Origin of the sequence: Pseudarthrobacter oxydans (genome assembly GCF_034258515.1) — a bacterium.
Classification (GTDB): Bacteria; Actinomycetota; Actinomycetes; order Actinomycetales; family Micrococcaceae; genus Arthrobacter.
This window is the reverse complement of the sequence record NZ_CP139438.1, coordinates 4,119,103-4,142,085: the sequence shown is the minus strand read 5'-3', so window position 1 is coordinate 4,142,085 and position 22,983 is coordinate 4,119,103. Positions and strand designations below refer to the sequence as shown.

The 22,983-nt window shown below is 66.4% G+C and carries 23 protein-coding genes, 1 pseudogene and 2 riboswitches; of the genes and pseudogenes, 8 read left to right on the top strand and 16 right to left on the bottom strand.

The features are described 5' to 3' along the window. Positions 1–59: 59 nt before the first annotated feature. Complete coding sequence (locus SMD14_RS18915; RefSeq protein ID WP_157240482.1) at positions 60–602, bottom strand: heme-degrading domain-containing protein; 543 nt, start codon at positions 600–602, stop codon at positions 60–62. Positions 603–688: 86 nt separating this feature from the next. Then, a riboswitch (TPP riboswitch) is annotated at positions 689–829 on the top strand. A 64-nt stretch (positions 830–893) separates the two neighbouring features. Here SMD14_RS18915 and SMD14_RS18910 point away from each other — a divergent pair. Genes SMD14_RS18910 through SMD14_RS18900 form a run of 3 tightly spaced genes read left to right on the top strand, consistent with a single transcriptional unit; the run spans position 894 to position 3,870 of the window. After that, positions 894–1,517, top strand: coding sequence for an ECF transporter S component (locus tag SMD14_RS18910; RefSeq protein WP_104999333.1), 624 nt, complete (start codon positions 894–896; stop codon positions 1,515–1,517). Beyond that, complete coding sequence (locus SMD14_RS18905; protein ID WP_321214664.1) at positions 1,517–3,073, top strand: ATP-binding cassette domain-containing protein; 1,557 nt, start codon at positions 1,517–1,519, stop codon at positions 3,071–3,073. The genes SMD14_RS18910 and SMD14_RS18905 overlap by 1 nt, the downstream gene beginning before the upstream one ends. Next, a complete protein-coding gene (locus tag SMD14_RS18900; RefSeq protein ID WP_157240485.1) occupies positions 3,070–3,870 on the top strand; it encodes an energy-coupling factor transporter transmembrane protein EcfT in 801 nt (266 codons plus the stop codon). The genes SMD14_RS18905 and SMD14_RS18900 overlap by 4 nt, the downstream gene beginning before the upstream one ends. A gap of 13 nt (positions 3,871–3,883) precedes the next feature. Here SMD14_RS18900 and SMD14_RS18895 read toward each other — a convergent pair whose 3' ends face one another. Then, a complete protein-coding gene (locus SMD14_RS18895; RefSeq protein WP_231754847.1) occupies positions 3,884–4,672 on the bottom strand; it encodes a hypothetical protein in 789 nt (262 codons plus the stop codon). 244 nt (positions 4,673–4,916) lie between these two features. Here SMD14_RS18895 and SMD14_RS18890 point away from each other — a divergent pair, with 244 nt between their 5' ends. Together SMD14_RS18890 and SMD14_RS18885 are read left to right on the top strand one after the other, a co-directional pair. After that, positions 4,917–6,440, top strand: a complete 1,524-nt coding sequence (locus tag SMD14_RS18890) for a UDP-N-acetylglucosamine 1-carboxyvinyltransferase (protein ID WP_157240489.1) — start codon at positions 4,917–4,919, stop codon at positions 6,438–6,440. Between the two features lie 67 nt (positions 6,441–6,507). Then, positions 6,508–7,734: a glutamate--cysteine ligase gene (locus SMD14_RS18885; protein WP_157240491.1), complete on the top strand. Its 1,227-nt coding sequence runs from the start codon at positions 6,508–6,510 to the stop codon at positions 7,732–7,734. A 32-nt stretch (positions 7,735–7,766) separates the two neighbouring features. Here the strand turns inward: SMD14_RS18885 and SMD14_RS18880 are convergent. Then, positions 7,767–9,520, bottom strand: a pseudogene (locus SMD14_RS18880) (DUF222 domain-containing protein). A 185-nt stretch (positions 9,521–9,705) separates the two neighbouring features. Between SMD14_RS18880 and SMD14_RS18875 the strand changes: the two are divergent. Continuing rightward, positions 9,706–10,008, top strand: a complete 303-nt coding sequence (locus SMD14_RS18875; RefSeq protein WP_321214663.1) for a DUF1905 domain-containing protein — start codon at positions 9,706–9,708, stop codon at positions 10,006–10,008. Between the two features lie 31 nt (positions 10,009–10,039). Here SMD14_RS18875 and SMD14_RS18870 read toward each other — a convergent pair whose 3' ends face one another. The 4 genes from SMD14_RS18870 to SMD14_RS18855 all read right to left on the bottom strand — a co-directional run bounded on the left by SMD14_RS18870 (position 10,040) and on the right by SMD14_RS18855 (position 12,600). After that, the gene (locus SMD14_RS18870; RefSeq protein WP_321214662.1) at positions 10,040–11,248 is read right to left on the bottom strand and encodes an O-succinylhomoserine sulfhydrylase; all 1,209 of its coding nucleotides are present in this window, start codon (positions 11,246–11,248) and stop codon (positions 10,040–10,042) included. Next, the gene (locus SMD14_RS18865; protein ID WP_157240494.1) at positions 11,249–11,659 is read right to left on the bottom strand and encodes a rhodanese-like domain-containing protein; all 411 of its coding nucleotides are present in this window, start codon (positions 11,657–11,659) and stop codon (positions 11,249–11,251) included. Then, complete coding sequence (locus tag SMD14_RS18860; RefSeq protein WP_321214661.1) at positions 11,656–11,934, bottom strand: DUF1737 domain-containing protein; 279 nt, start codon at positions 11,932–11,934, stop codon at positions 11,656–11,658. Before SMD14_RS18860 ends, SMD14_RS18865 begins: the two co-directional genes overlap by 4 nt. A gap of 12 nt (positions 11,935–11,946) precedes the next feature. Further along, positions 11,947–12,061, bottom strand: a riboswitch (SAM riboswitch). Between the two features lie 284 nt (positions 12,062–12,345). Continuing rightward, a complete protein-coding gene (locus tag SMD14_RS18855; protein ID WP_157240496.1) occupies positions 12,346–12,600 on the bottom strand; it encodes a hypothetical protein in 255 nt (84 codons plus the stop codon). 265 nt (positions 12,601–12,865) lie between these two features. Between SMD14_RS18855 and SMD14_RS18850 the strand changes: the two genes are divergently transcribed. Beyond that, on the top strand, positions 12,866–13,576 hold the full coding sequence (locus SMD14_RS18850) for a TetR/AcrR family transcriptional regulator C-terminal domain-containing protein (protein WP_157240498.1): 711 nt from the start codon (positions 12,866–12,868) through the stop codon (positions 13,574–13,576). Positions 13,577–13,603: 27 nt separating this feature from the next. Here SMD14_RS18850 and SMD14_RS18845 read toward each other — a convergent pair whose 3' ends face one another. Then, positions 13,604–14,068, bottom strand: coding sequence for a pyridoxamine 5'-phosphate oxidase family protein (locus SMD14_RS18845; protein WP_157240499.1), 465 nt, complete (start codon positions 14,066–14,068; stop codon positions 13,604–13,606). 66 nt (positions 14,069–14,134) lie between these two features. Beyond that, entirely contained in the window at positions 14,135–15,064 is a 930-nt protein-coding gene (locus tag SMD14_RS18840) for an aminodeoxychorismate lyase (RefSeq protein WP_157240501.1), read from the bottom strand. Between the two features lie 131 nt (positions 15,065–15,195). Between SMD14_RS18840 and cls the strand changes: the two genes are divergently transcribed. Then, positions 15,196–16,635 (top strand): cardiolipin synthase, encoded by a 1,440-nt coding sequence (gene cls / locus SMD14_RS18835; protein WP_321216311.1) that lies wholly within the window; start codon positions 15,196–15,198, stop codon positions 16,633–16,635. A 12-nt stretch (positions 16,636–16,647) separates the two neighbouring features. Here the strand turns inward: cls and pabB are convergent, their stop codons facing one another. The 7 genes from pabB to SMD14_RS18800 form a co-directional block, all read right to left on the bottom strand. Beyond that, positions 16,648–18,723, bottom strand: coding sequence for an aminodeoxychorismate synthase component I (pabB, locus tag SMD14_RS18830; protein ID WP_321214660.1), 2,076 nt, complete (start codon positions 18,721–18,723; stop codon positions 16,648–16,650). Between the two features lie 16 nt (positions 18,724–18,739). Beyond that, complete coding sequence (gene ykgO, locus SMD14_RS18825) at positions 18,740–18,862, bottom strand: type B 50S ribosomal protein L36 (protein ID WP_157240505.1); 123 nt, start codon at positions 18,860–18,862, stop codon at positions 18,740–18,742. Beyond that, the gene (locus SMD14_RS18820; protein WP_157240506.1) at positions 18,859–19,935 is read right to left on the bottom strand and encodes a GTP-binding protein; all 1,077 of its coding nucleotides are present in this window, start codon (positions 19,933–19,935) and stop codon (positions 18,859–18,861) included. Before SMD14_RS18820 ends, ykgO begins: the two co-directional genes overlap by 4 nt. Positions 19,936–20,047: 112 nt before the next feature. Further along, entirely contained in the window at positions 20,048–20,584 is a 537-nt protein-coding gene (locus SMD14_RS18815) for a low molecular weight protein-tyrosine-phosphatase (RefSeq protein WP_321214659.1), read from the bottom strand. 128 nt (positions 20,585–20,712) lie between these two features. Further along, on the bottom strand, positions 20,713–21,336 hold the full coding sequence (locus SMD14_RS18810; protein ID WP_321214658.1) for a LysE family transporter: 624 nt from the start codon (positions 21,334–21,336) through the stop codon (positions 20,713–20,715). Positions 21,337–21,383: 47 nt separating this feature from the next. Further along, the gene (locus SMD14_RS18805) at positions 21,384–22,202 is read right to left on the bottom strand and encodes a methyltransferase domain-containing protein (RefSeq protein ID WP_157240512.1); all 819 of its coding nucleotides are present in this window, start codon (positions 22,200–22,202) and stop codon (positions 21,384–21,386) included. 71 nt (positions 22,203–22,273) lie between these two features. Further along, complete coding sequence (locus tag SMD14_RS18800; RefSeq protein ID WP_321214657.1) at positions 22,274–22,807, bottom strand: MarR family transcriptional regulator; 534 nt, start codon at positions 22,805–22,807, stop codon at positions 22,274–22,276. Positions 22,808–22,983: the final 176 nt, after the last annotated feature.

Sequence of the window (22,983 nt, the reverse complement as noted above, 5' to 3'; positions counted from 1 at the left end):
TTGTATTTCTGCTGCCGGTGGACGTGCGTGCAGTGTGGGTCAGTCCGCCAGCCTTGGCATCAGTCCGCCCCCGCGGAGTGGAGCATTTCGCGCAGGGCCTCGACCACCAGGTCGTGATCCTGCACTTGGGGAAGCCCTGAAACCGTAACGGTAGCCACGGCGCCCACTCCGGTGACGTACAGCGGGAAGGAGCCGCCGTGCGCCGCGTACCGGCCCTGGTCGAACCATCCCTGGTCCTCGATCCGGCCGCCGCGCAGCCGGCCGCGCAATCCCACCAGCAGTGAGGGGACCTCATACCGTGCCGCCGTGCGCTGCTTCGCCCGGATCCAGTGATCGTTATCCGGCGTCGCACCGGGCAGCGCCGCATGGAACAGAACCTGCCCGCCCTTCGTGATGTCAATCGCGATGGGCAGCCCGCGCTCCTTGCCCAGCTCCACGAGGAGCAGTCCCAGGTTCAGGGAGTCGTCGAGGGAGAAGCCTGGAAACTGCAGTTCCCGGACTTCGCCTTCAATCCGGGCGATCAGTGCCGCCAGCGATCCCTCCGGCTGGATGGCATCGGAATCCGGGTCGAAGTCGGTTACATGCGGGGAATTGGCAGCCATGGCCCACAATCTACCCCCGCCGCGGTGTAAACTGGACAACGCCCAACAGGGTATTTCTGCAACGAATCATTTCAAGCAAAAGCAACATTCAACGACAGGGGAGCGCCGCCGTCGGCCATCACTGGCAATGCCAGGATCCGCAGGTGGGCGCTGAGAGTGCGGGCAGCCGCAGACCCTCGAACCTGATCCGGTTAGTACCGGCGCAAGGGAGTCGAGTTCTCGAAGTGCGCGCAGCGGCAGCAGTGCCGGCAGCCGCGTCCACTTTCCCCTCCTGTTCCTCAGGAGGATCACATGGCAACAACAGCAGTCAAGAAGACCAGCAGCAAGTCCTGGCGCGTCGTGGACATCGTGGTGGCGGCCCTCATTGCCATCGCCGGCGGCGTCATTTTCTGGGCCTGGTCCCAGGGCGCGGCCGCAGTGTCCGGCCCCATGAACGCCACCTACCCGCCACTGACCGGCCTGATCGCCGGCGGCTGGATGATCCCGGCCGTGCTGGGCATGCTCATCATTCGCAAGCCCGGCGCCGCGCTGTTCTGTGAGACGGTAGCCGCCACCGGTGAGCTGCTCATGGGGTCCCAGTATGGGGCTTCCGTGCTGTTCTCCGGCTTCGTCCAGGGCCTCGGCGCCGAGATCATCTTCGCCATCTTCGTGTACCGGAAGTTCAACCTGCCCGTGGCACTGCTGGCCGGTGCCGCCGCCGGTCTCTTCTGCGGCCTCAACGACTCCTTCGCTCCGTGGGGCTGGAACATCGCCTACTCCGGCGGGGACAAGCTGGTGTACATCGTCTTCACCGCCATCTCCGGCGCGATCATCGCCGGCGCCCTGTCCTGGATCGCCACCCGGGGGCTGGCCAGGACCGGGGTCCTGAGCTCGTTCGCGTCGCGGAAGGCAGCTACGGAGCCTGTTTTCTCCTGATGTCCGCACCTTCCCGCCAGGGCGCGCCCACCGCAGTGCGTCCCGCCGCCGTCACGGCCCGCGGCTGGGGCTGGCGGCATGCCGGGCGCGCCAGGCCGGCGGTCCATGCCCTCGACCTGGACATCCGTCCGGGAGAGCGGGTGCTGCTTTTGGGGCCTTCCGGCGCCGGCAAGTCCACCCTCCTCCATGCTTTGGCGGGGGTCCTGGGGGATGCGAACGACGACGGCGGCGCGGCCGGCGATTCCGACGAGTCGGGTTCGCTGCTGGTTGACGGAGCCTCCCCCCGCGAGCAGCGCGGGCGCGCCGGCCTTATGCAGCAGGATCCCGAGACGCAAGTGGTCCTGTCGCGCGTGGGTGACGACGCCGCCTTCGGCGCCGAGAACCTCGCCGTGCCCCGCCACGCCATCTGGAGCCGCGTGCACGAGGCGCTGGACGACGTCGGACTTTCCCACCTCCCGCTGGACCATCCGACGTCGGTACTCTCCGGCGGGCAGAAACAGCGGCTGGCGCTCGCAGGCATCCTTGCCATGCGTCCCGGCCTGATCCTGCTGGACGAGCCGACGGCCAACCTGGACCCGGCCGGCGTGCTGGAGGTCCGCGACGCCGTGGCGCGGTGCCTGGACAAGACCGGCGCCACCCTGGTGGTGGTGGAGCACAGGGTGTCCGTGTGGAAGGACCTGGTGGACCGGATCGTGGTGCTGCAGCCCGGCACCGACGCGAAGGACGCCGTGCTGCTGGACGGTCCGCCGGACCAGGTGCTCAGGGAGGCCCGGAGCATGCTGATTGCTGCCGGGGTGTGGGTGCCCGGCTATGTTCCGGACACCCGGCTGCGTGCGGCGGATCCAGCCAGCGGGACGGGTGGCCTCCTGCTCGCTGCCGAGGAACTGGCGGTGTCCCGTGAACGGGCGCGGCGCAGCGGCTTCCGGAAGGTTCCGCCGGTACCCGTGCAGGCAGGTATTTCCGCGCAGGTCCGGGCCGGGCACGCCTTGGCCGTCACGGGGCCGAACGGGGCCGGGAAGTCCACGTTTGCCCTGACGCTTGCCGGGCTCCTGGAGCCCGTGGCCGGCAAGGTTTCGGCCACGCTGGACCTGAGCCGCGGCGCCGGAATAGACCCGTACAAGTGGAAGGCCGATCAGCTCATCGAGCGGATCGGCACCGTGTTCCAGGAACCCGAACACCAGTTCGTCACAGGGAAGGTGCTGGACGAACTGCTGTTTGGCCCCCGGCACCTTGGCCATGGTGAGGAGCGCGTGGACGAACTGCTGGAGCGCCTGCGGCTTACCCATCTTGTGGATGCCAACCCCTACACGCTTTCGGGCGGGGAGAAGCGGCGGCTGTCCGTGGCAACGGTCCTGGCCGCGCATCCCCAGGTGCTGGTCCTGGACGAGCCTACGTTCGGCCAGGACGCCAACACGTGGGCGGAGCTGGCATCGTTCCTGTCCGAGCTGCTGGATGCCGGCACCGCCGTGGTCTCCGTGACCCATGACGCCGAATTCACGGCGGCGCTGGGTGGAACGGAACTGCGGATGGCCGCGGCGGAACCGGCGGCACCATGAGGCAGGAGCTGAACCTTCGCGGCAACAACGCGCTGCTGACCCGGGCGAACCCCCTCAGCAAGTTCGCCGCCGTCTTCCTCATCACGGCCGTGCTTGCGCTCTCCATAGACTGGGTGTCCGCATCGGTGGCACTGGTCTTTGAGGTCCTGCTGTTTCCGCTGGCCGGCCTGACGCTCGCACTGCTGTGGCAGCGCGGCTGGCCGCTGATCCTCGCCGCCGCAGTGGGAGGCTGGAGCACCTCCATCCTGGCGCCGGACAGCGGAAAGACGCTGATCGACGTCGGCATCTGGACCATGAGCGAAGGCTCACTGGAGCTGGGCGTGGGCTTCATGCTGCGGGGGCTGGCGATTGCCCTGCCGGCAGTTCTGCTGATGAGCTGCACCGACCCCACAGACCTCGCTGATGCGCTGGCGCAGAAGGCGCGCCTCCCGCACCGGTTCGTGCTGGGAACCCTCGCGGCCATGCGGCTGGTGGGCCTGATGGCAGAAGAGTGGCAGACCATCGGGATGGCCCGCCGCGCGCGCGGGGTGGGTGCCCGCGGCAGCGCCCTGCAGCGCGTGAAGGCGACGCTGGGGCAGAGTTTCGGGCTGCTGGTCCAGGCGATCCGCCGGGCATCGCGGCTCGCGGTGACGATGGAAGCCCGCGGCTTTGGCGGCGGCCGCCGGACGTGGGCCCGCGAATCGACCTACAGTGTGTTGGATGCGTGGGTGCTTGCCGGCGGTGTGGTGATGGCGGCAACAGCGGTTTTTGCCGCAGTCTCGCTGGGCACCTGGAACATGGTGTGGCTGGGGACCTGAAAGCGGGCCAGGCTTACGGGCACGAATAGTTGTAGTCGAAACCCCGCGATACGAACTGGGTCAACTCCACCTCGCCGCCGCCGGTGAGGGGCGCATGCGAACAGGCCATCGCTGCTCCTGACGCGTTCCGGGATCCTGCCAGCCAGCTCGGGAGTGAGTAAAGGTTGCTCGACCCGCTGACAGTTCCAACAATCTGGTCCCACTGCCGGCCCGAGGAGTAAATCCCCACCTGCGCGCCAATGCTGTGGAAGAAATCGGTCATGCCTTCCAGGACTGTCCGGTTGGCATCCTTGTCGGTGTAGGACCAGCTGTTTTCGGTCTCCACATCCAGCCACCAGACGTACGAGCCCGGGTTGCTGATGCCGCGGTGGTGGGCGTCATCGTATGCCTTGGCGAAGCCGTACATGTAGGCGCACGCCTTGCCGTAATCCCCGTCCTTGCAGGGGCCGTACGGGTTGTGCACCGCCCGGCCTGCCGGGTACTCGTCCTCCGCCGGCCACCACGATCCCGCGGCGCCCGGGTTGGCAGTATTGACGTACAGGGACACCGTGGGCCGGCCAGGGTGGCCCGCGGAACCTTCCGCCCAGTCAAGCTGCTCGGCCAGGCAGGGATTGGTGGTGTTGGCCAAACCGTTGTTGACGCCCACAATGGCAAAAGCCTGTCCCGTGGGGAAAGCCGTGTTGCATTGCGGCCAGGAGATGTCGTTCCCCAGGAGCGACTGCACTCCCTCTCCCGGGGAGGGCACCGCGTAGGCAGGCGAGCCGCAGATGAGGAGCAGGGCCGCGAGTAACGGTGCCGCCATTCCCGGCACGCTCCGTGTGCTGCGGGCCGGTGCCCGGCTGACTGGCATCGGCGTGGCTGGTGTCCGGCGCATACTGCCTCCGTTGCCGCTGGACGAACGGGTGCCTTCAGTCTCCCGCCCTTGGAAGGTGCGGTCAAGGAGTCCGTCCCCCTTCGATCGCATCGTTCGGGTAAACGCTCTCCAGCGGCCGCGTTTCAGACTGCCGTGACGGGACCTTTAACTCATTTATGATATAAAGTTGTGTATGACGCAGGAAACCGCTGAACACGTTGCCGCCATGCTGAGGGATGCCCGGGCTGAGAAGGGCTGGACCCAAGGCCAGCTGGCTGCCGAGCTGGGAACGAGCCAGAGCGCCGTTGCCCGCATGGAACAGGGCAAGCAGAACCTGAGCCTGAAAATGATCCAGCGCCTCGAAGTGATCTTCGACCGGAGCATCGTGAACGTGGGCAGGCCGCAGATGACCCACCTGCGCGTTGAAGGCGGGCGCACCCTTTCGGGGTCCGTGGACGTCAACAGCAGCAAGAACGCCGGAGTGGCTTTGCTGTGCGCCAGCCTCATTAACCGGGGGACCACCATTCTTCGCCGCCTCGCACGCATCGAAGAAGTGAACCGGATCGTTGAAGTCCTGACCAGCATCGGTGTCGAGTGCACCTGGCTCAACGACACCGACCTGCTGCTCCGCCGCCCGGCGGTCCTGGACCTGGGCGCGATGGACGTGGACGCCGCGCGCCGCACCCGGAGCGTCATCATGTTGCTGGGACCCCTGCTCGATGAGTCAGCCAGGTACAAGCTTCCCTATGCGGGCGGCTGTGACCTTGGTACCCGGACGGTTGAGCCGCACATGCAGGCACTGCGCCAGTTCGGACTCTCGGTGGAAGCGACAGCAGGCTTCTACGACGTGCAGGCCCCGTCCGCAGACACCCGGGACCGCTCCTTTGTCCTGACTGAGCGCGGCGACACTGTCACCGAGAACGCCATCATGGCCGCGGCCCACCGCGAGGGCACCACCGTTATCCGGAATGCCAGCCCCAACTACATGGTGCAGGACCTCTGCTTCTACCTGGAGATGCTTGGAGTGGTTATCGAGGGGGTGGGAACCACCACCCTGAAGATCACCGGACGCCGGTCAATCGATGCCGACATTGAGTACTACCCTTCGGAGGATCCCATCGAGGCCATGAGCCTGATTACCGCGGGCATTGTCACCAACTCGGAGGTGACCATCCGGCGCGTGCCCATCGAGTTCATGGAAATCGAGCTGGCAACCTTGGGGCAAATGGGCCAGCAGTTGGAGATCTCGGGCGAATACATGGCCCGGAACGGCCGGACACGGCTGGTGGACGTCACCACCAAGCCTTCCGAGTTGCGCGCTCCGGAGGACAAGATCCACCCAATGCCGTTCCCCGGGCTGAACATCGACAACCTGCCCTTCTTTGCGGTCATCGCAGCGAACGCGCATGGCCAGACCATGATCCACGACTGGGTGTACGAAAACCGGGCCATCTACCTGACCGAGCTGAACCGGTTGGGCGCCCAGGTGCAGCTCCTTGATCCGCACCGGATCTACGTCAACGGGCCCACCAAGTGGCGCGCCGCGGAGGTTGGCTGTCCGCCCGCGCTCCGCCCGGCAGCGTGCCTGCTGTTGGCAATGCTTGCCGCGCGGGGAGTGTCCGAGCTGCGGAACATCTATGTCATTGAGCGTGGCTACGAAGACCTGGCGGAACGGCTTAATACCATCGGGGCGAAAGTGGAGTACTTCCAGGACTAACCATTCACGCTTCGTCATGAAGTGCTGTTGACCCTCAATTTCGTCCCTGTTGTCGGAGAATGTCGGTATGCGAACTTTCGGCGTCGAGGAAGAGCTCCTGATCGTTGATCCGGAGAGCGGGGAGCCGCTTGCCCTGGCGGATGCGCTGCTGTCCGGCCGCCGAATGGCCGCCGACGACTCGCCGGATGCCCCCCGCCTCCTGGAGACGGAAGACAAAACCGTTTACGACGACGAGATGGGCCTGAGTGCCGAGCTCAAGCTGGAACAGATCGAAACCCAGACGCGGCCCTGCCTGGAGTACCGTGAGCTCCTGGAACAGATCCGGGCCGGGCGGGCACTGGCAGATAAGGCTGCCAAGAAAAACCACGCACGGGTGGCCGCCCTGGCCACCTCGCCGCTGGGCTTGGCCAGCCACACCACTCCGGATCCCCGCTACGCGCGGATGCTTGAGCGCTTTGGCCTGACTGCCCAGGAGCAGCTGACGTGCGGCTTCCATGTCCATACCTACATTGAGTCGCACGACGAAGGCGTGGCTGTCCTGGACCGCATCCGGGACAAGCTCGCCGTCCTTACCGCCTTGAGTGCCAATTCCCCCTTCTGGAACGGCATCCAGACCGGCTTTGAGAGCTACCGGACCCAGGCCTGGAACCGTTGGCCGACGGCCGGGCCCACGGGCATCTATGGCACGTACTCCGCGTACCGGCGGGTGGTCACGCGGCTCCTGGACAGCGGGGTCATGCTGGATGAGGGCATGTTGTATTTCGACGCCCGGCTCTCCCGCAACCATCCCACGGTGGAGGTCCGCGTAGCCGATGTCTGCCTCCGTGCTGAGGACGCCGCACTTATAGCTGTCCTGGTCCGCGCCTTGGTGGAGACTGCGAGCCGCGAGTGGCAGGACGGCGTCGATCCTGCCCCCGTGCCAACGGTGCTTTTGCGCATGGCGTCCTGGCAGGCGAGCAGTGCGGGCCTCAGCGGGGAGCTGCTCGACTTTGGCACATTCCGCCCGGCGAGGGCCGCTGACGTGGTGCGCTCACTGGTGGACTACCTTGCCCCGGTACTGCAGGAACAGGGTGAACTTGCCCTGGCCCGGCAAGGGGTGGAAGACATCATTGCGCGCGGAACAGGAGCTGCCGAACAGCGGCGGGTCCGGGACAAGGTCCTGTCCTCGTCGCAAGGCGGGGACCTCGGCTTCGATGCAGTGGTAAAGCATGCAGTCGACGTGACCATGCGCGGCGGACTGGATCTTTCAAAGGTGGACGAGGCCCCCGAACTGCTGCGCGTCAGGCAGTCCTAGCGGGCAGTGGTTTGGGGGCAGAAAGGCGCAGGTTAGGGGACCGAGACGAATTCGCTGAGCCAGAGGTGCCATTCCGGAAACGGGTCCTTCGGCAGTTCGTCTTCGGAAGGGCCAGGGTCTTCGGGCACATCGAAATCCGGGAGGTCCAGGTCCTTCACCAGGTCAAACTCTTCCGGCAGTGCAAAGCACGCAGGTACCTCAAAGTCGTCGGGCATGTTGAAGTACGCAGGTAACTCACGGCATCCCGGCAAGCTGAAGTACTCGGGCACGTACAAGTCCTGACCCTTCGGCCTAGCCGCTGAAGATGCGTTCCGTAGTCCCGCATTCCAGTCCGGCCAGTGGGGTGGTTCCCAGTCTTGGTGTTCGCTTGTGTAGTGGCGGCCGGTGGGTGAGGTCCAGCCGGGTGGTGCGGTTGTGGTGGCGGGGGTGGGTTTCCAGCCGCTGGTGTGGCGGAGTTTGTGGTGTTTCGGGCAGGGCTGTCCGAGGTTCGAGACTCCGGTGGTGCCGCCGTTGTGCCAGGCGAGGAGGTGGTCGGCTTCGTTGTCGAGGGAGGGGTTGTTGCAGCCGGGGAAGGGGCATTTGCCGTCCCGCAGCCTGAGCCAGTTCCGCATGGCTTTGGTCACCCGGTAGCTGGTGCGGCCGATTTCCAGCGGCGCCCCGTCCCGCGGGTCCACCAGCACCCGGTAGAAGGAGCTGGCACCGTCGGCGACGAGGTCCCGTGCCATCGAGGCGGGGATGGGGCCGGCCCCGTCCAGGACCGCCGGCTCGTCCGTCAAGCCCATCAGGGAAAACACGGGCACGGTGACCAGCACCTGCGGCCGAATCGACGACGACGGGCCGGGACCTGCCACCTCCCCGCCGCGGGAACTTCCCGCCTCACCGTGCCCGGCACTGGTTGCCTCGCTGTGTCCGGTAACCCGGGAGATGTTCCCGCCGCCCAGGAGCGCCTCGGCGAAATTGTCGGCCCTGAGCTGGGTCAGGGTGCGGGCCTCGTCCGGGCCCTGCATCCCCGGGAAATGGCGGTCAGCCGGTTCCAGACCGCGGACGCCTGGTCCGCGGGCAGGTAGGCGGCCACCCAGGCCATCGCGTCGTTATCCGGCCAGTACTCCACCCGCCGGTCCGCCAGGGACTTGGCGTGCCGCTTCGCCAGGCTCTCCGGATGGTGCCGTTCCCGCCACCCCCGGGCCTTGGCCCTGAACCGGTACGCGGGCATCTCCCCCACAGGGCACCCGCGGACCGCCCCCGGGGCGTCCGGGTCCAGGAAATGGGCCTCCAGGGCCGCCGCCGCGGCCGGGCCAAGGCCGACGGTCTGGTCCACCATGGTCCGGGCATGCGCCCAGGAAATCGTCCCGCCCTGCAGGGCGGCCAGGGTCCGGGGCAGCGACGCGGTCAAGGCATGGGCTTCAGCGAGCAAAGCACCGGCGGCCCGGTCACCGATGGCCAGTGCACACCCGACCTCGGCCACCAGGCTCCGGTCCTGCGCCGTGGCCTCGTGAGGGGACCCGGGCGGAGGATTCATCGCCTTCGTCGCCCCGGCAAGGGCCGCCGCGGCCACTGCCTTCACCGCCGCCAACTTCGCTTCCGACCGCGCCACCCCACCCAGGACATCCAACGCCGCATCAGCAACCCGCTGCAACGGATCATCAACGCCCCCGCCACGGCCACGGCGACCGGAAGCGGCGGGCCCGCCCGCGGCAAGGCCTCCGCCAGCCAGCGCAGCCATAAACGCCGCGACAGAAGCGTCAACCGCTTCCTCCCCCTGCACCACCGCCGCGTTCGATTCCATACCCCCATCATCGCGAGGGGGTCCGACATTATTAGGCCCTACGACGGCCTTCCGGAAAGTACTCTTGAAGTTTTTTGTGCCACCTGTTCGAGGAAGCGGTGCCCTCGCCTTCCGGGACAAAAGACGCCGGCCGCAAGTGCGGCAAGCTGTGGCGTCCTGCCAACGTCCCGTGCCATACTCAGCGCGTGGCGGCGTCGTATTCCTTCAAAGCAGGCCTGTGGCGCTATCCCGGGGAAGCCGGTTGGCATTTCCTGACCCTGCCGGCGGACGTCGCGGACGATATCCGCGCGCGCAGTTCCGGCCACAGCAAAGCTTTCGGTTCGGTCAAAGTGGCGGCGGAGATTGCCGGCCACGCGTGGCAAACCTCGCTCTTCGCGGATACCAGGACCGGCACATACCTCTTGCCCGTCAAGAAGGACATCAGGGCCAAGGCCGAGATTAGCGACGGCGACGAAGTGGCCGTCCGCCTTTCCCTGCAGAATCCTTGAGGCCATGGCCCCGGGTGCCGCGGCCGGAGCGCTAGATCTGCTTAAGTGCCTGCTCCAGGTCGCCAATCAGGTCGTCCACGTCCTCCAGCCCCACCGAAAGCCGCACCACGCCGTCGCTCAGCCCAATGGCGGCCCGGCCCTCGGGTCCCATCGCGCGGTGCGTGGTGGTGGCCGGGTGGGTGATGAGCGACTTGGCATCGCCAAGGTTGTTGGAGATGTCGATGATCCGCAGGCCGTCCAGCAGCGCAAACGCCGCGTCCTTGCCCGAGCGGCCGCCGGAGGGGGCGAGTTCCAAGGTGAGGACAGTGCCGCCGGCGCTCATCTGCTTTACGGCCAGCTCGTACTGCGGGTGCGATTTCAGGAGCGGGTACTTCACCCAGCTGACGGCAGGCTGTTCCTCCAGCCATTCCGCGAGGCGCAGGGCTGACGCCGAGGAGTGGTTGACGCGCAGCGCCATGGTCTCGAGGCCCTTGGTCAGGACCCAGGCGTTGAACGCGGACAGTGCTGGTCCGGTGTGGCGCATGAGCTGCTTCACCGGCCCGTCAATGAACTCCTTGGTACCCAGGATGGCGCCACCAAGCACCCGGCCCTGGCCGTCGATGTGCTTGGTGCCCGAGTAGACAATCACATCGGCGCCGAACTGCCCGCACCGCTGCAGCAGGGGGGTGGCAAAAACGTTGTCGACGACGACGGTCGCCCCGGCAGCGTGCGCCAGGTCGCTGACCGCAGCAATGTCCACGATCTCCTGCATGGGATTGGACGGCGATTCGAAGAAGACGGCGGTGGTGGGCTCGGAGAGCGCTTCACGCCACTGCTCCAGGTCAGGGCCGTCCACGAAGACGGTCTCCACGCCCCAGCGCGGCAGGATTTCGTTCAGGATCACAAAGCACGAGCCGAAGAGTGAGCGGGCGGCAACCACCCGGTCCCCGGCCGCCAGCAGCGCACCCAGGGCGGTGAAAACCGCGGACATGCCGGACGCCGTCGCGAAGCACGCCTCGGTCCCCTCAAGCAGGCGGAGCCGTTCCTGGAACGTGGCCACGGACGGGTTGCCGTAGCGCGAGTAGACAAAGCGTTCGTCCTCGCCCGTAAAGGCCCGCTCAGCAGCAGCGGCGGATTCGTACACGAAACCGGAGTTCAGGAAGACAGCCTCGCTGGTCTCCTGGAAGTTGGTGCGGTCCAGCCCGCCGCGGACGGCCTGGGTGTCGGGGCTCCAGCCGGCGGCGTCTTCGTTGAAGGTCACTTAGTTCTTTCCCAGGTTGGTCGGCAGGCCGCGGTTCTTCCAGCCGTTGACGGTACGTTCTCCATAACGGTCCGGTTCACCCTCAAAGCCCTCCAGGACGTTGTAGGAGGTGAAGCCGGCCTGCGTGGCGGCGATAGCGGCCGCGATGGAACGCTGGCCGGAACGGCACAGGAACACCAGTTCGGTTGACTTGTCCTCGGGCGCCTGTTGGCTAAGGTCGGTGATGAAGTCGGGGTTGGGGATTCCGCCCGGGAAGGTCCACTGGATGAACAGCGGATCGTTCTCGGTGGCCTTGGTGTCGGGAATGCCGATGTGGGCCCATTCGCCCTCCGTGCGCACATCCACCAGGATGGCGCCCTGCTCAAGTTTTTCCCAGGCCTCCTGCGGGGTCAGGTCTCCGGCGTAGCTCATGCGTGGCCCTCGCCGCCGAAGTCAAGGTCATCGCCGGAGGACTCGAGGTCGTCAACGGCATCTGCCACGGCAGCGTCCGCGGAAGCGATGGCTGCCGGCAGGACTACCGCCTGCGCCACGATCACACTGCTGCCGTTGAAGGTTGCCGCCGGGCTGCCATGGAGGACATAGCCTTCCGCCAGCGCGGCGGAGATCCGCTCGCAAAAGGCGCGGTCATCCGGCCCGCTGATGAGGCGGTACGACAGTTTCTCTTCAGGGGCAGGTGCGTCAGACACGACGATCTCCTTCTCTCACGCTTGCAGCTCGAATGGGTCGATATGCCGAGTGTTCACCTGAGGCACCCCGCCGCGAAAGGAGGGTTGCCGACCGGCCAGTCAGGGCTTGGCGCCGGTACTCATTACTCCCCAAAAACGTAACACTTGCCGCCCGCGGCCGCACCGCCGTCGTCGTCATGTTGCGTAACTGAAGTAGGCCGGGCGCCGCAGTGGAGCCCAGTGCCGTCCGGCACCTTCACCTAAAGTACGACGGCGGCTCCTCCTTGGGTGTCCGGGGGTGGGACCCGCGGGAGCGGCAGGATCAATTGATGCAGTAGCAGGGAGCGCGCCTAAGCGCGCTTAAAGAGGAACGGCGTGGACCCTGTGCCCCCAGGCACGTGGTCCACGCCGTATTCGTTTTGATGCCGTTGCTTAGACGAGGCCCGGGTAGCTTGCCAGGATGTAGTCGGCAGCGGCGGGGCCTTTCATGCGCAGCCCCTTGCGGCCGTGCCTGATGCGGCAATTCATGGCTATCCAGAAATTGGACTCCAGGCCGGGCTTCTGCTGGTTGATGAAGCACCAGCTGGTGTACAGGCCGTAAAGGCGGTCACGGTCGAGGGTGGCGTCCGAGGCCTGGTCAATGTAGGTGGCTTCTTTTAGAAAGAGATCGAACTGCGAATGCGCCATGACGGCTTCCCTTCGCTAAGTGCGGTGGTGCCGCCGTTCGGCTACAGCAGCGAACCTCAATGCCGTGCACGGGGCATGGAGTGTTGATGAAGCCCGCGGAAATCAAGAACTAGTTGAAACCGGGGGCTACTAGTTGAAACCAGGGGCTACAGGGCGGTGTCACTGCCGCATCTACAATGTAGACTTTACTCGTAGACAACGGATTCGGCAAGCGAATGGATTACCTATCCGGGTAAAGGGCTTGCCGCCTTCCAGGACGGAAATCATGGCTTCCCCGAAAGTCCAGTCCCCCACCGGGCCGGCCCAAAAGCAAAAGCTGAGCAGGGAGCTGGTGCTGACCAAGGCGCTCGAAGTTGTTGACGCGGAAGGCTTGGAGGCGCTGACCATGCGCCGCCTTGGCCAGGAACTGGGCCGGGATCCGATGAGCCTCTACCGCTATGCGGAGAACCGCGCCGCGCTGCTGGACGGCGTCACCGAACTGGTGCTTAACGAACTCACCATCCACCCCGACGATCCCGATTGGAAAGCCCAGCTGCGCCGCATCGCACACGACCTTCGGAGCCTTGCGCTCCAGCACCCCAATGTGGTGCCGCTGCTCGTGACCAGGCCGCTCTCCACCCCGCTGGGGCTGCGGCCGCTGGGCACGCTGCGTCCCCTCGAGCAGATCCTGTCCCTGCTGATTGGGGCAGGGTTCAGCCCGTCGGACGCCCTCCACGTCTACCGCGCCTACTACGGCTTCCTCTACGGCCACATCCTGAACGAGCTGCAGGAATTCGTTGTGGACCCGGAGGAAAACGAAGTGCTGCTGCGGCTGGGACTGCACCGGTTGCCTGCCAAGGAGTTCCCGCGGCTGCGTGCGCTGGCCCCCGCCCTGGCGGACTACGAAGGATCCGCGGAACTTGACCAGGGGCTAAGCATCCTGCTCTCCGGCCTTGAAGCCCAACTGTCCCTTCAGGACGCAGAGCCAACCGGCTAGCCTGGCCGGACAGGCATTCCGGCCGGGTTATTCGAAAGAGGCCCGCCGCTTGTCCTGCTGCCGCGTGGCCCAGACGTCCGGCCGGTTCACCTTGAAACGGCGGCCGGTCAAAGCACGGGCTGTCAGCCGGATGTAGTTTGCCTTTTCTCCCGGCTGCCATGGCTCCAGCCCCAGGCTGTCCACGGCGTCCTTGTCCGCCTGGTCCTCGATGATCGCCGTATCGCCGCGCAGCACCACGCTCCAGGCCTCTTCGGTATGGGGATCGTAGCCGTCGATCTCCAGGGCGGCAGGCCTCTCTGTCAGGGCACTCCACAGCTTGGTGACGCCGGCCGTACGGAACGCGATGCTGCGGCGGTGCACCACGTAGTTGATTGGAAAGATCTCGGGGTGGCCGTCAACCACCAGTGCAAGGCGGCCGACAGTGTCATTGGCCAGGAGTTCCCAGCATTCGTCAAAGGTCAGGTTGTCATTCGGCTGCGTCTGCGAGTCCATGAACCAAACCTTACGGCCACTGCCCCCGCCGAACCTAGAGCGCAAAGGCCGGAATCACAGGACCGTTTACTGGATGCCCGCGAACAACTCGTTCAGTTCGGCGGTCAGCTCCTTCTGGACGGAGGGCGTGCCGATTTCCTTGCCGTCGATCCGGTTGACCGGCGCCAGCAAACGGACGCTGGAGATCAGCCACACCGCGTCGGCATCCAGCAGGTCCTGCGGCTCAAGCGGGCCGTAGCCCAGTTCCCAGCCCGCAGCCTTCGCCGCGGTGAACAGCGCGCCCTGCGACGTGCCCGGCAGGATGCCGCTGTCCAGCTGGGGCGTGATGAGGCGCTTGACGGAAGTGCCGTCGTCGGACGTTCCTGCGTGGGCCAGCAGCACGGTGGAGGTGGGCCCTTCCAGTACCCGGCCGTCGGAGGAGATGAAGATGACGTCGTCCGCGCCCTGTTTATGGGCATGGCGCAAAGCGGCCATGTTGACGGCGTAGGACAGCGTCTTCGCGCCGAGCAGCAGCCAGGGGGCGCGCTCGGCGGCGTCGCTGTCGTAGCCCCGGTCAAGGAGGATGACGTCGATTCCCGTCTCCCGCTGGCGGCGCGCCAACGCCCCCGTGGGGGACACCTGGACCCAGGCGGTGGGCGCGGCGGCTCCCTCCACACCGCGGGTCACCACCAGTTTGACCACGAGTTCGTCCTCGGCGGCGGAGGCAGGCGGATACTCGGACCGGTACTCGCTCAGTGCAGTCCCGATGGCCCTGCGCCACTCGTCCTCCGGCGGGATAACCAGGTCAAGGGCGTCCGCGGAGCGGGCCAGGCGGTCCAGGTGGGCCTGGACCTTCCGCACGTTGCCGCCTACCGCCAGCATGGTTTCGAAGATCCCGTCCCCGCGGGTGGCGCCCTGGTCCGTGACCAGGAGCTGGGGCTTGGAGGCATCGGCGAGCCGGCCGTCCGGGAACGCGGGGTCGAGGAAAACGAGAACCACGGAAGCTGGAGAGGTCATGGCTCCAGCTTAGTGCGGCGCCGCACGGATAAGCTGGGCAGAGTGCCCTGGCTGGAAACGGTCCGCCGGGAGCCCATCCTCCGGGGGTTTATTTCGTGTTGTGGCCATTCTCGCTTGCCGGCACCGCGCCAATGTGGGTGGTGGTGCTGCTGGGCGTCGCCGACCTCCTGATCAGGGTGCTGGCTGTGGGCATCATTCCGGGCAACAGGCGTCCCACCACGGCGATGGCGTGGCTGCTGGGCATTTTCTTTGTGCCGTTCGTGGGCATCCTGCTGTTCCTGCTGTTCGGCAACTTCAAGCTGTCCAGCCGCCGGCGGGCGCAGCAGCAGCGGGTCAACGACCGGGTGCGGGCCGGGATCTCTTCGCTTTCCGACGTCGAAAGCGACTACCCCGGACCGGAGTGGGTGAAGTCCGCCGCGGAACTGAACCGTCGGCTCGGGTCCCTGCCCATGGTGGACGGCAACTCCGTTGACCTGATTCCCGGCTATCCGGACTCGATCCTGCAGATGACGGAGGCCGTGCGCAAGGCGAAAGAGTTTATCAACGCCGAGTTCTACATCATGAGCACGGACCACATCACCGACGACCTCCTCACCGCGCTGGAGGAGGCAGCCGAGCGCGGCGTCGAAGTCCGCGTGCTGTTCGACCACATCGGGACCCTGCGGGTCCAGGGCTACCGGAAGCTCCTGAAGCGGCTCCGCGCGGGCAAGATCCAGTGGAAGCGCATGCTTCCGCTCCTGCCCATCCATGGCCAGTGGCGCAGGCCTGACCTGCGGAATCACCGCAAAATCATGGTGATCGACGGCGAGGTTGCCTTCACCGGCTCGCAGAACCTGATCGAGCCCTCCTACAACAACCCCCGGCACCGCAAGGCGGGCCGCGAATGGGTGGAGCTCATGGCGCGCCTGCACGGGCCCATTGTGACCACATTGAATGTCGTCTTTGCCACCGACTGGCTCAGCGAAACCGACGAATCCCTGGAGCACCAGCTGCAGCTCCCGTCCAACCCGCACCCCGGGAACGTGACGGCACAGGTGGTGCCGAGCGGCCCGGGGTTCATCACCGAGAACAACCTGCGGCTTTTCAACACGCTCATCTACTCCGCCCAGCACCGGATATCGATCTGCAGCCCGTACTTCGTCCCGGATGATTCCCTGCTCTACGCCATCACCACCGCTGCCCAGCGCGGTGTGGACGTGGAGCTGTTCGTCTCCGAGAAGGGCGACCAGTTCCTGGTCCACCACGCCCAGCGGTCCTATTACGAGGCCCTGCTGGAGGCCGGCGTCCGGATCTACTTGTACAAGGCCCCGTTCGTGCTCCACGCCAAGCACTTCACCATCGACGACGAGGTGGCGGTGCTGGGCTCCAGCAACATGGACATGCGTTCCTTCTCCCTGAACCTTGAGGTGTCCGTGATGCTGCTGGGAGAGGACATCGTCACCAAGATGCGTGCGGTGGAGGACACCTACCGGGACATCTCCCACGAGCTGAAACTGGCGGACTGGATCAACCGGCCCCTGGCGGCCCGCTACGTGGACAACGTGGCGAGGCTGACCGCCACAGTCCAGTAAAAACTCCGGGGGTCAGTCGTCCGGGAAGTCCGCTCCCAGGGTGGAGAGGACGCCGAACGCCTTGGTGCGGATTTCCTCGTATTCGTCCTCCGGATCTGAATCCGCGGTGATGGCGCCCCCGACGCCGAGCGTCAGTTCCGCCGTTCCGTCGCCGCCGGCGTCGATCACCAGGGTCCGGATGGCGACGGCGAGGTCCGTGGCGCCGTTCAGCGAGAAGTAGCCGATGGCGCCGGAGTAGAGCCCGCGCCCGCCACCTTCGAGCCGGTCCAGGATGGCCATGGTGCTGATCTTGGGGGCGCCGGTCATCGAGCCCGCCGGGAAGCAGGCGGCCACGGCTTCGGCCCGGGAGGATCCCCGCTGCAGCTGCGCATCGATCGTGCTCACCATCTGGTGCACCGTGGCGTAGCTCTCGATGGCGCAGAGCCTGCTGACCGTGACGGAGCCCGGGACCGCGAAATGGCTCAGGTCGTTCCGCAACAGGTCCACGATCATGATGTTCTCGGCGCGGTCCTTCAGCGACGACGCCAGGTCCGTGCGAAGCTGCGCGTCCTCCTGCGGGTCGGCAGCCCGGCGGCGGGTGCCCTTGATGGGCTCGGCGCGCATGCCGCCGTCGGAGGCGATCTTCAGGAACCGCTCAGGCGAGGTGCTGGCCACCGTGAGTCCGCCGAACATCAGGTAGCTGGCGAAAGGGGCCGGATTCCTCCGGCGCAGGGCCAGGTATGCCTGCCACGGGTCCAGCGTGGCCGCCGGAACTTTCGCTGACAGAGTGGTGGTCAGGCAGACCTCGTAGGTGTTTCCCTCGGCGATTTCGTGCTGGGCGGCAGCGATCTTCTCCCGGTACTGCTTGGCTGTATCACGGCTTTGGAATGTGGGCGCTTCCGGAAGTACGACGCCGTTGCTGCCGCCGGCCCGGGCTGCCACGGCCGCCTGCGCGGCGGGGCCGGACGCTGCTTCGACGGCGGCGCGCGCGCCTTCCAGCCACTCGTCGGCATCCGGGGCGTCGAGAGCCAGGAGCCAGGCCGTGCCTTCCGCATGGTCCAGGACAACCGCCCTGCCTGCGAAGATCAGCGAAGCATCAGGCGTGGGCGCGGAATGATCGGATCCGCCGGTTTCCCGCTTGAGTTCGTAGCCCAGGCATCCCAGCCAGCCAAGGGTGAACTCACCGGGGTAGCCGTCGGGGGTGCTGACTGCCGGGTTGCCCCAGACGGTGTCCAGCCAGCGGAAGAAGGGGCGCGCCACCGTGGCGGTGGCGCAGCCTGCCCTTAGCTCGCTTTGTCCGGAACGGTGCGTCATGGACTGGCCGTGTGTGCCGGCGTCGTCCGCCATGATGCTGAAGCGGCTCCGCCCGGCGGCCTCGGACCCTGCCTGGTCACCGGCCTGGCCCGCATTCGATGAGTCGAGCCAGACGGCGTTGGCCGAGGTGCCGTAGAGGGAATTGAACAGCGCTGCTGGATCCGGCCTGGTGTCCAGCTGTTCGGTGCGGATGCTGAGGCCACGGCGCGCCGAAAGCTCGGGGGACAGCGCCGGGGCCAGGGCGGGGAGATACGGCAGGAGCTGCAGGACGTCCGCCGGGGCGGATCCGTCGGCGCGGTTCAGTACCCGGACGTCGGCGTGCTGCGGCACGTCGTCGGTGCGCAGCCATTCCTCCTCCTGCGCAGCCCACTGGTCCCAGTAGGGTTCGTAGGTGCCGCCGTCGCGGTCCAGCGCCCGGGTGCGGCGGACCTCCTCCGGTGAGTCCGCCCAGATGACGGCGCTGAGCAGGCGCCGGGCCGCGGCCGCGGCGGCGCCCACTCCCTCAACGATGACAATCTCGGCCGGCAGCGTGACCCGGGAGTCGCCGTCGTAATGGTTCTGCCAGTCCCAGCTGGTCCAGGTGGCGGCGTCGCCACGGCACAGGGGCTCCAGAACCGTGGCGACGTAGCGGTCAATGCCGACCATGAGGCCGTTCCAGCCGGGATAAATGTCCTCGAGGTGGAACAGCGACACCCTGTGGTGGGCCCGCAGCCGCGCCGCCAGTTCAACGGCGAGGGTGGTCTTTCCAGCGCCCGAGCGCCCGTCGATGGCAATGATGACGGGGGCTGGGCTCATGAATTAGAGCGTACCGTCATCCCTGCCGCGCTTTCATCCGGGGGTTCTTCCTGTTGATGACGAAGGTCCTCCCGCGCCGCCGGACAACCTGCGCGCCGGGGATCTTTTTCAGTGCGCGGAGTGAATTCCGTACCTTCATGCTGTGCTCCTTGTTTGGTGGTGGTGCAATGCCAGTTCTTCATCGGTGAGCTGGCAGGACATCAGCAGGTTCCCGAGTTCCGCGGCATCAAGGTCCTCGCCCGTCGCTGCTATGACGGAGGCGGCCGGGGCGCCGTGGCCGGCCGGCTGGCTTCCCGCCCCGGGTGCGGCGTGGCCCTCCGGCCAGGCGCCGAGGTTCTCCAGCCACACGCGGGGGCCGATGCCCTGGATCGCTATCCGGCAGGCCGGTGCGGACGCTATCCACAGCTGGCCGCGCAGGAGGCAGCATCCTTCTGCCAGGGTTGCCAGTGCGTCCCGGAACCGTCCGGGGTGCAGCGGCCGCTCGATGCGGTGGAACACTGTGGCAAACGGCGACTCCATGCTGCGGGCCGGGGGACCGGGCGGTTGGGCGTTTCCGGGTGCTGTCCTGGCCACCGCGTCGGCGTAGCGGTGCAGTCCCTGCCTGACTGCTGCCGCATCACGGGCTACCTCCGCGTGCGGAGCGAGTTCACGGAGCAGGTGCAGCCCGCGCTCGCGGCCCGGCGGGTCGGGCGGCACAATGTCCGGCTCGGTGAGCAACACGGTGTCCGCGAAGGCGAGTTCGCCCACCAGGAATTCGCCCGGCGTCCGCTCGTCTTCCGGTGCGGGAGTGAAGCCGGATTCAAACAAGGTGTGGGAATCCCAGATGTGGTCCTCCAGGGCATCCGGGGAACACGCGAGGATTACCGTACCCACGGGTGCTGCGCGGGTGAGGCCGCGCCGCAGTGCGGACACCGCGGCTGATGCAGGGACGGCAGGCGGCAGGCCAATGATGATGGCCCCCTTCGTGTTTTCGAGCAGCCGGTCGATGCTCGGGACAAGGTCCAGCCGGACGGCGCAGCTGAGGCAACCGTGTTCCAGCATTGTCTCCTCGCGTTCCAGGAGGATCCGGCCACTGAATATTCGCCGGACCACGAGTCCGTCCTCCATGAGGTCATGAAGGACCACCAGGCTGCCCGGATGGGCTGCCGCAAGGTCTTCGCACGCCTGCTGCCGGCAGAGTGCATCAAGGGAACTGATGACGGTGAGGTTCATGCCATCAATGTAGTTGAGAATCGTTCGCAACTACAAATGGGCGGTTAGCCTTGACGGCCGCCTGCTGCCGTCGTGCCTTCGCTCCGCCTGGCTGTCCCGTTCTGCTGCCTGCCTAAGCCTGGCGCTGGAGCTCGGCGTTCCGGACCGCGGCCACTTTGATGTAATCCAGCAGTCCGGGAAGTGCGGCGTGTACCTGATGCCAGACGGTGTCGAAGTCGGCGTGGCCGCCGTACCAGGGGTCTTCGATTCCCTGGTCGAGAAGGTCTTTTTCTGCCAGCTGCGGATCGAAGCTGCGCAGCATCCGGATCTTGTCCCGGGACTCCTGGTCCGGGGCGGACTCGCTCAACCAGGCGTGGTGGTCGATGTCCAGCGCCAGGATCAGGTCCCGTTCGCGGAACCATTCCGGCTGCCACTGGCGGGCAATGTGCCGGCTGGAGGTAAGTTGTGCCGCTGCCAGCCGCCTGGCCGCCCTCGGGTCGATGGGCCGTCCGGCCTCGTATCCCGTTGTGCCCGCGGAGTCCACCGTAACCAAACCGCCCAGCCCTGTGTGTTCCAGCGCCGCGGCGAGCATCAGCTCGGCCATGGGGGACCGGCAGATGTTCCCGGTGCAGACGGCGATCACGCGGTATGGGCTCGACGGTGAGTTCATGATGCTAAGCATGCGCGCTATTTGCCCCTGTTGGCTAGCGCGTGATTCACAATGCTTGACTGGTTTGTAAAGATTCTGGACTTTCGGTCACATGCTCTTCCGTGGGGCGGCCGGAGCGCGCTGCGTCGTCAGTGGAGGAAGGCCAGCAGGATGCCCACGGCCACAAACAGCACCCCGAAGGCCCGGTTGAGGACAAGTTGGCCGCGGGCGCTGTGGGTGAAACGCTCAAAGGACCTGGCCGCGGCGGCGAAGAAGAACCACATTACCAGGATGTCAATGGCAACGATGGTTGCCGTCAGTACTGCGTACTGCGCCAGGAGGGGCTGCTCCGGCCGGATGAACTGGGGCATGAAGGCGAGGAAGAAGATGATGGCCTTCGGGTTCAGGAGATTTACCCAGAATCCGCGCCGGAAGATGGACCAGGCGGGCTCGTTCCGAAGGCCGGCAATCTTCTCCTGCCCAAGGTCCGGCTTGCTGAGGAACTGCCGGATGCCCAGGTACACCAGGTAGGCCGCGCCCGAATAGCGGATCACGTTGAAGGCGATGGGCGAGCTGGCAACGAGCACCCCCACGCCGAGGGCAACGATCACCACGTGGATCACCAGTGCTGCCTGCTGGCCAAGGATTCCCCACATGGAGCGCCGGAACCCGGCATTCAGCGAGTTGCTCATGGTGTTGATGGCTCCGGCGCCGGGGGTGAAGCTGATCAGGACGCCGGCGCCCGCCAGCGCGAGCCAAAGGGAGAATTGCACCAGTCAATCCTACGTGTGCCCGCCGCGGCGTGGCGGAGGGGCGGGCCCTACGCCCGGGCGATCACCTCGCCATTGGGGATCAGGAACCAGCCGTCGTCGGTGGATCCCCAGCGGTGCCAGCCCGCGGAAATCCTTGCCAGGTCCGCCGGGTTGGCGAAGCCATACTCCAGTGCCTGCTCCGCGAAGGCCGAGTGCAGCACGCGTTCGCCCCAGACGCGGGCCTGCCACCGGCGCTGCTGGCCGGTGGCATAGAGCCAGTTGCTGCTGGAGGGCGCGACGTCGGTGAAGCCTGCAGCCTGCGCCCAGCTGACAAGCCGCCGCCCGGCGTCGGGTTCGGCCCCGTTCCTGCGGGCGATGCGCTGGTACAGCTCCATCCATTCGTCGAGCTCCGGAATGGCGGGGTACCAGCTCATGCCGTGGAAGTCGGCGTCGCGCACGGCAACGATCCCGCCGGGCTTGGCCACCCGCCGCATCTCACGCAGGGCCTCCACTGGGTCCGTGAGGTGCTGGAGCACCTGATGGGCATGGACGACGTCGAACGTCTCGTCCTCGAAGTCCAGGTCGTAGATATTGCCGGCCACGAACTCGACGTTCGGCACCTCCCGCTCCATGGCGAGGGCCTTGGCCTGGGCGATGATGTCCGGTGACCGGTCCAGGCCAGTCACCTTTCCCGGAGCCACCAGGACGGCAAAGTCGCATGTGATGGTGCCCGGGCCGCAGCCGACGTCGAGCACGTTGCAGCCCGGCGTGAGGTGCGGCAGGACGAACGCTGCCGAATTCTGGGCTGTCCTGGCGGCATGGGCGCGGACCACCGATTCGTGGTGGCCGTGTGTATAAACGTCGTCTTCAGGCTGCTGCGCGCTCATAACCAAACGCTACCCCCAACTAGGTAGCGCTAAGTGTCGTTTTGGCCCCTCAAAACGACACTTAGCGCTACCTAGTTGGGTGGGGCGGCTGTGTCCGGCTGGCCTGCGGACGAATCTTCCCGCGCAGCCACCGTGGCTTCCACCATGGCGGCCATGAACCTGCTGACAGTCTCCAGTTCCGCCGGAGTGAAATCGGCCATGGCAGCTCCCATGTGGCGCGCCAGCGGGGCGAAGATGGCGCCGCCGTCCTGGTAGGCCTTGGGCGTCATCTTCAGCTGGACCTGCCGGCGGTCCGAGCCGTGCCGCTCGCGGGTCACGTGCCCCGAATGGTCCAGCCGGTCGATCAGGGCGGTTGTCGCGGGGGAGCTCAGGTGCAGTTCCTTGCGCAGGAGCCCGGGCGTGACCACGTTTCCCTTCGCCGTGTGGCGCATGATCGCGGCCAGGGCATTGAGGTCCGTGCGGTGCATGTCCTTCCGCCCGCCTGCTGTATCCACATACCGGTTGGCCTCCAGTGTGAACTCCTGCAGGAGCAGGACCAGCGGGTGCGGCCCCGCGGGCGGACCGGAAGGAGGCCCCTGCAAGGCCGGGCCGATATTGCCTGCCATGTCCACCTCCTGAATTCGGGGCACCAGTGCACGGCACCGGTGCTTGGCCGTTGGCCGTCCTGACGGATATTACGCCAGCCCGGCCGGCCTGGAGGTACCGGCCGGAGCAAGAAAAGTTAGCCAGGCACTTATCTCTATGATGGAGATACTCTAGTATGGAATCAATCCTACCCGCG

What these genes read in the sequence shown, in the direction of transcription:
- SMD14_RS18865 (WP_157240494.1), bottom strand. Translation starts at nt 11,659, where the DNA reads ATGAGCTACGCCGGAGACCTGACCCCGCAGGAGGCCTGGGAAAAACTT.
- ykgO (WP_157240505.1), bottom strand. Translation starts at nt 18,862, where the DNA reads ATGAAGGTACGGAATTCACTCCGCGCACTGAAAAAGATCCCCGGCGCG.
- SMD14_RS18915 (WP_157240482.1), bottom strand. Translation starts at nt 602, where the DNA reads ATGGCTGCCAATTCCCCGCATGTAACCGACTTCGACCCGGATTCCGAT.
- SMD14_RS18800 (WP_321214657.1), bottom strand. Translation starts at nt 22,807, where the DNA reads ATGGCAGGCAATATCGGCCCGGCCTTGCAGGGGCCTCCTTCCGGTCCG.
- SMD14_RS18900 (WP_157240485.1), top strand. Translation starts at nt 3,070, where the DNA reads ATGAGGCAGGAGCTGAACCTTCGCGGCAACAACGCGCTGCTGACCCGG.
- cls (WP_321216311.1), top strand. Translation starts at nt 15,196, where the DNA reads ATGTGGGTGGTGGTGCTGCTGGGCGTCGCCGACCTCCTGATCAGGGTG.
- SMD14_RS18850 (WP_157240498.1), top strand. Translation starts at nt 12,866, where the DNA reads ATGGCTTCCCCGAAAGTCCAGTCCCCCACCGGGCCGGCCCAAAAGCAA.
- SMD14_RS18910 (WP_104999333.1), top strand. Translation starts at nt 894, where the DNA reads ATGGCAACAACAGCAGTCAAGAAGACCAGCAGCAAGTCCTGGCGCGTC.
- SMD14_RS18905 (WP_321214664.1), top strand. Translation starts at nt 1,517, where the DNA reads ATGTCCGCACCTTCCCGCCAGGGCGCGCCCACCGCAGTGCGTCCCGCC.
- SMD14_RS18820 (WP_157240506.1), bottom strand. Translation starts at nt 19,935, where the DNA reads ATGAACCTCACCGTCATCAGTTCCCTTGATGCACTCTGCCGGCAGCAG.
- SMD14_RS18840 (WP_157240501.1), bottom strand. Translation starts at nt 15,064, where the DNA reads ATGACCTCTCCAGCTTCCGTGGTTCTCGTTTTCCTCGACCCCGCGTTC.
- SMD14_RS18890 (WP_157240489.1), top strand. Translation starts at nt 4,917, where the DNA reads ATGACGCAGGAAACCGCTGAACACGTTGCCGCCATGCTGAGGGATGCC.
- SMD14_RS18815 (WP_321214659.1), bottom strand. Translation starts at nt 20,584, where the DNA reads ATGAACTCACCGTCGAGCCCATACCGCGTGATCGCCGTCTGCACCGGG.
- SMD14_RS18855 (WP_157240496.1), bottom strand. Translation starts at nt 12,600, where the DNA reads ATGGCGCATTCGCAGTTCGATCTCTTTCTAAAAGAAGCCACCTACATT.
- SMD14_RS18895 (WP_231754847.1), bottom strand. Translation starts at nt 4,672, where the DNA reads ATGGCGGCACCGTTACTCGCGGCCCTGCTCCTCATCTGCGGCTCGCCT.
- SMD14_RS18845 (WP_157240499.1), bottom strand. Translation starts at nt 14,068, where the DNA reads ATGGACTCGCAGACGCAGCCGAATGACAACCTGACCTTTGACGAATGC.
- pabB (WP_321214660.1), bottom strand. Translation starts at nt 18,723, where the DNA reads ATGAGCCCAGCCCCCGTCATCATTGCCATCGACGGGCGCTCGGGCGCT.
- SMD14_RS18885 (WP_157240491.1), top strand. Translation starts at nt 6,508, where the DNA reads ATGCGAACTTTCGGCGTCGAGGAAGAGCTCCTGATCGTTGATCCGGAG.
- SMD14_RS18805 (WP_157240512.1), bottom strand. Translation starts at nt 22,202, where the DNA reads ATGAGCGCGCAGCAGCCTGAAGACGACGTTTATACACACGGCCACCAC.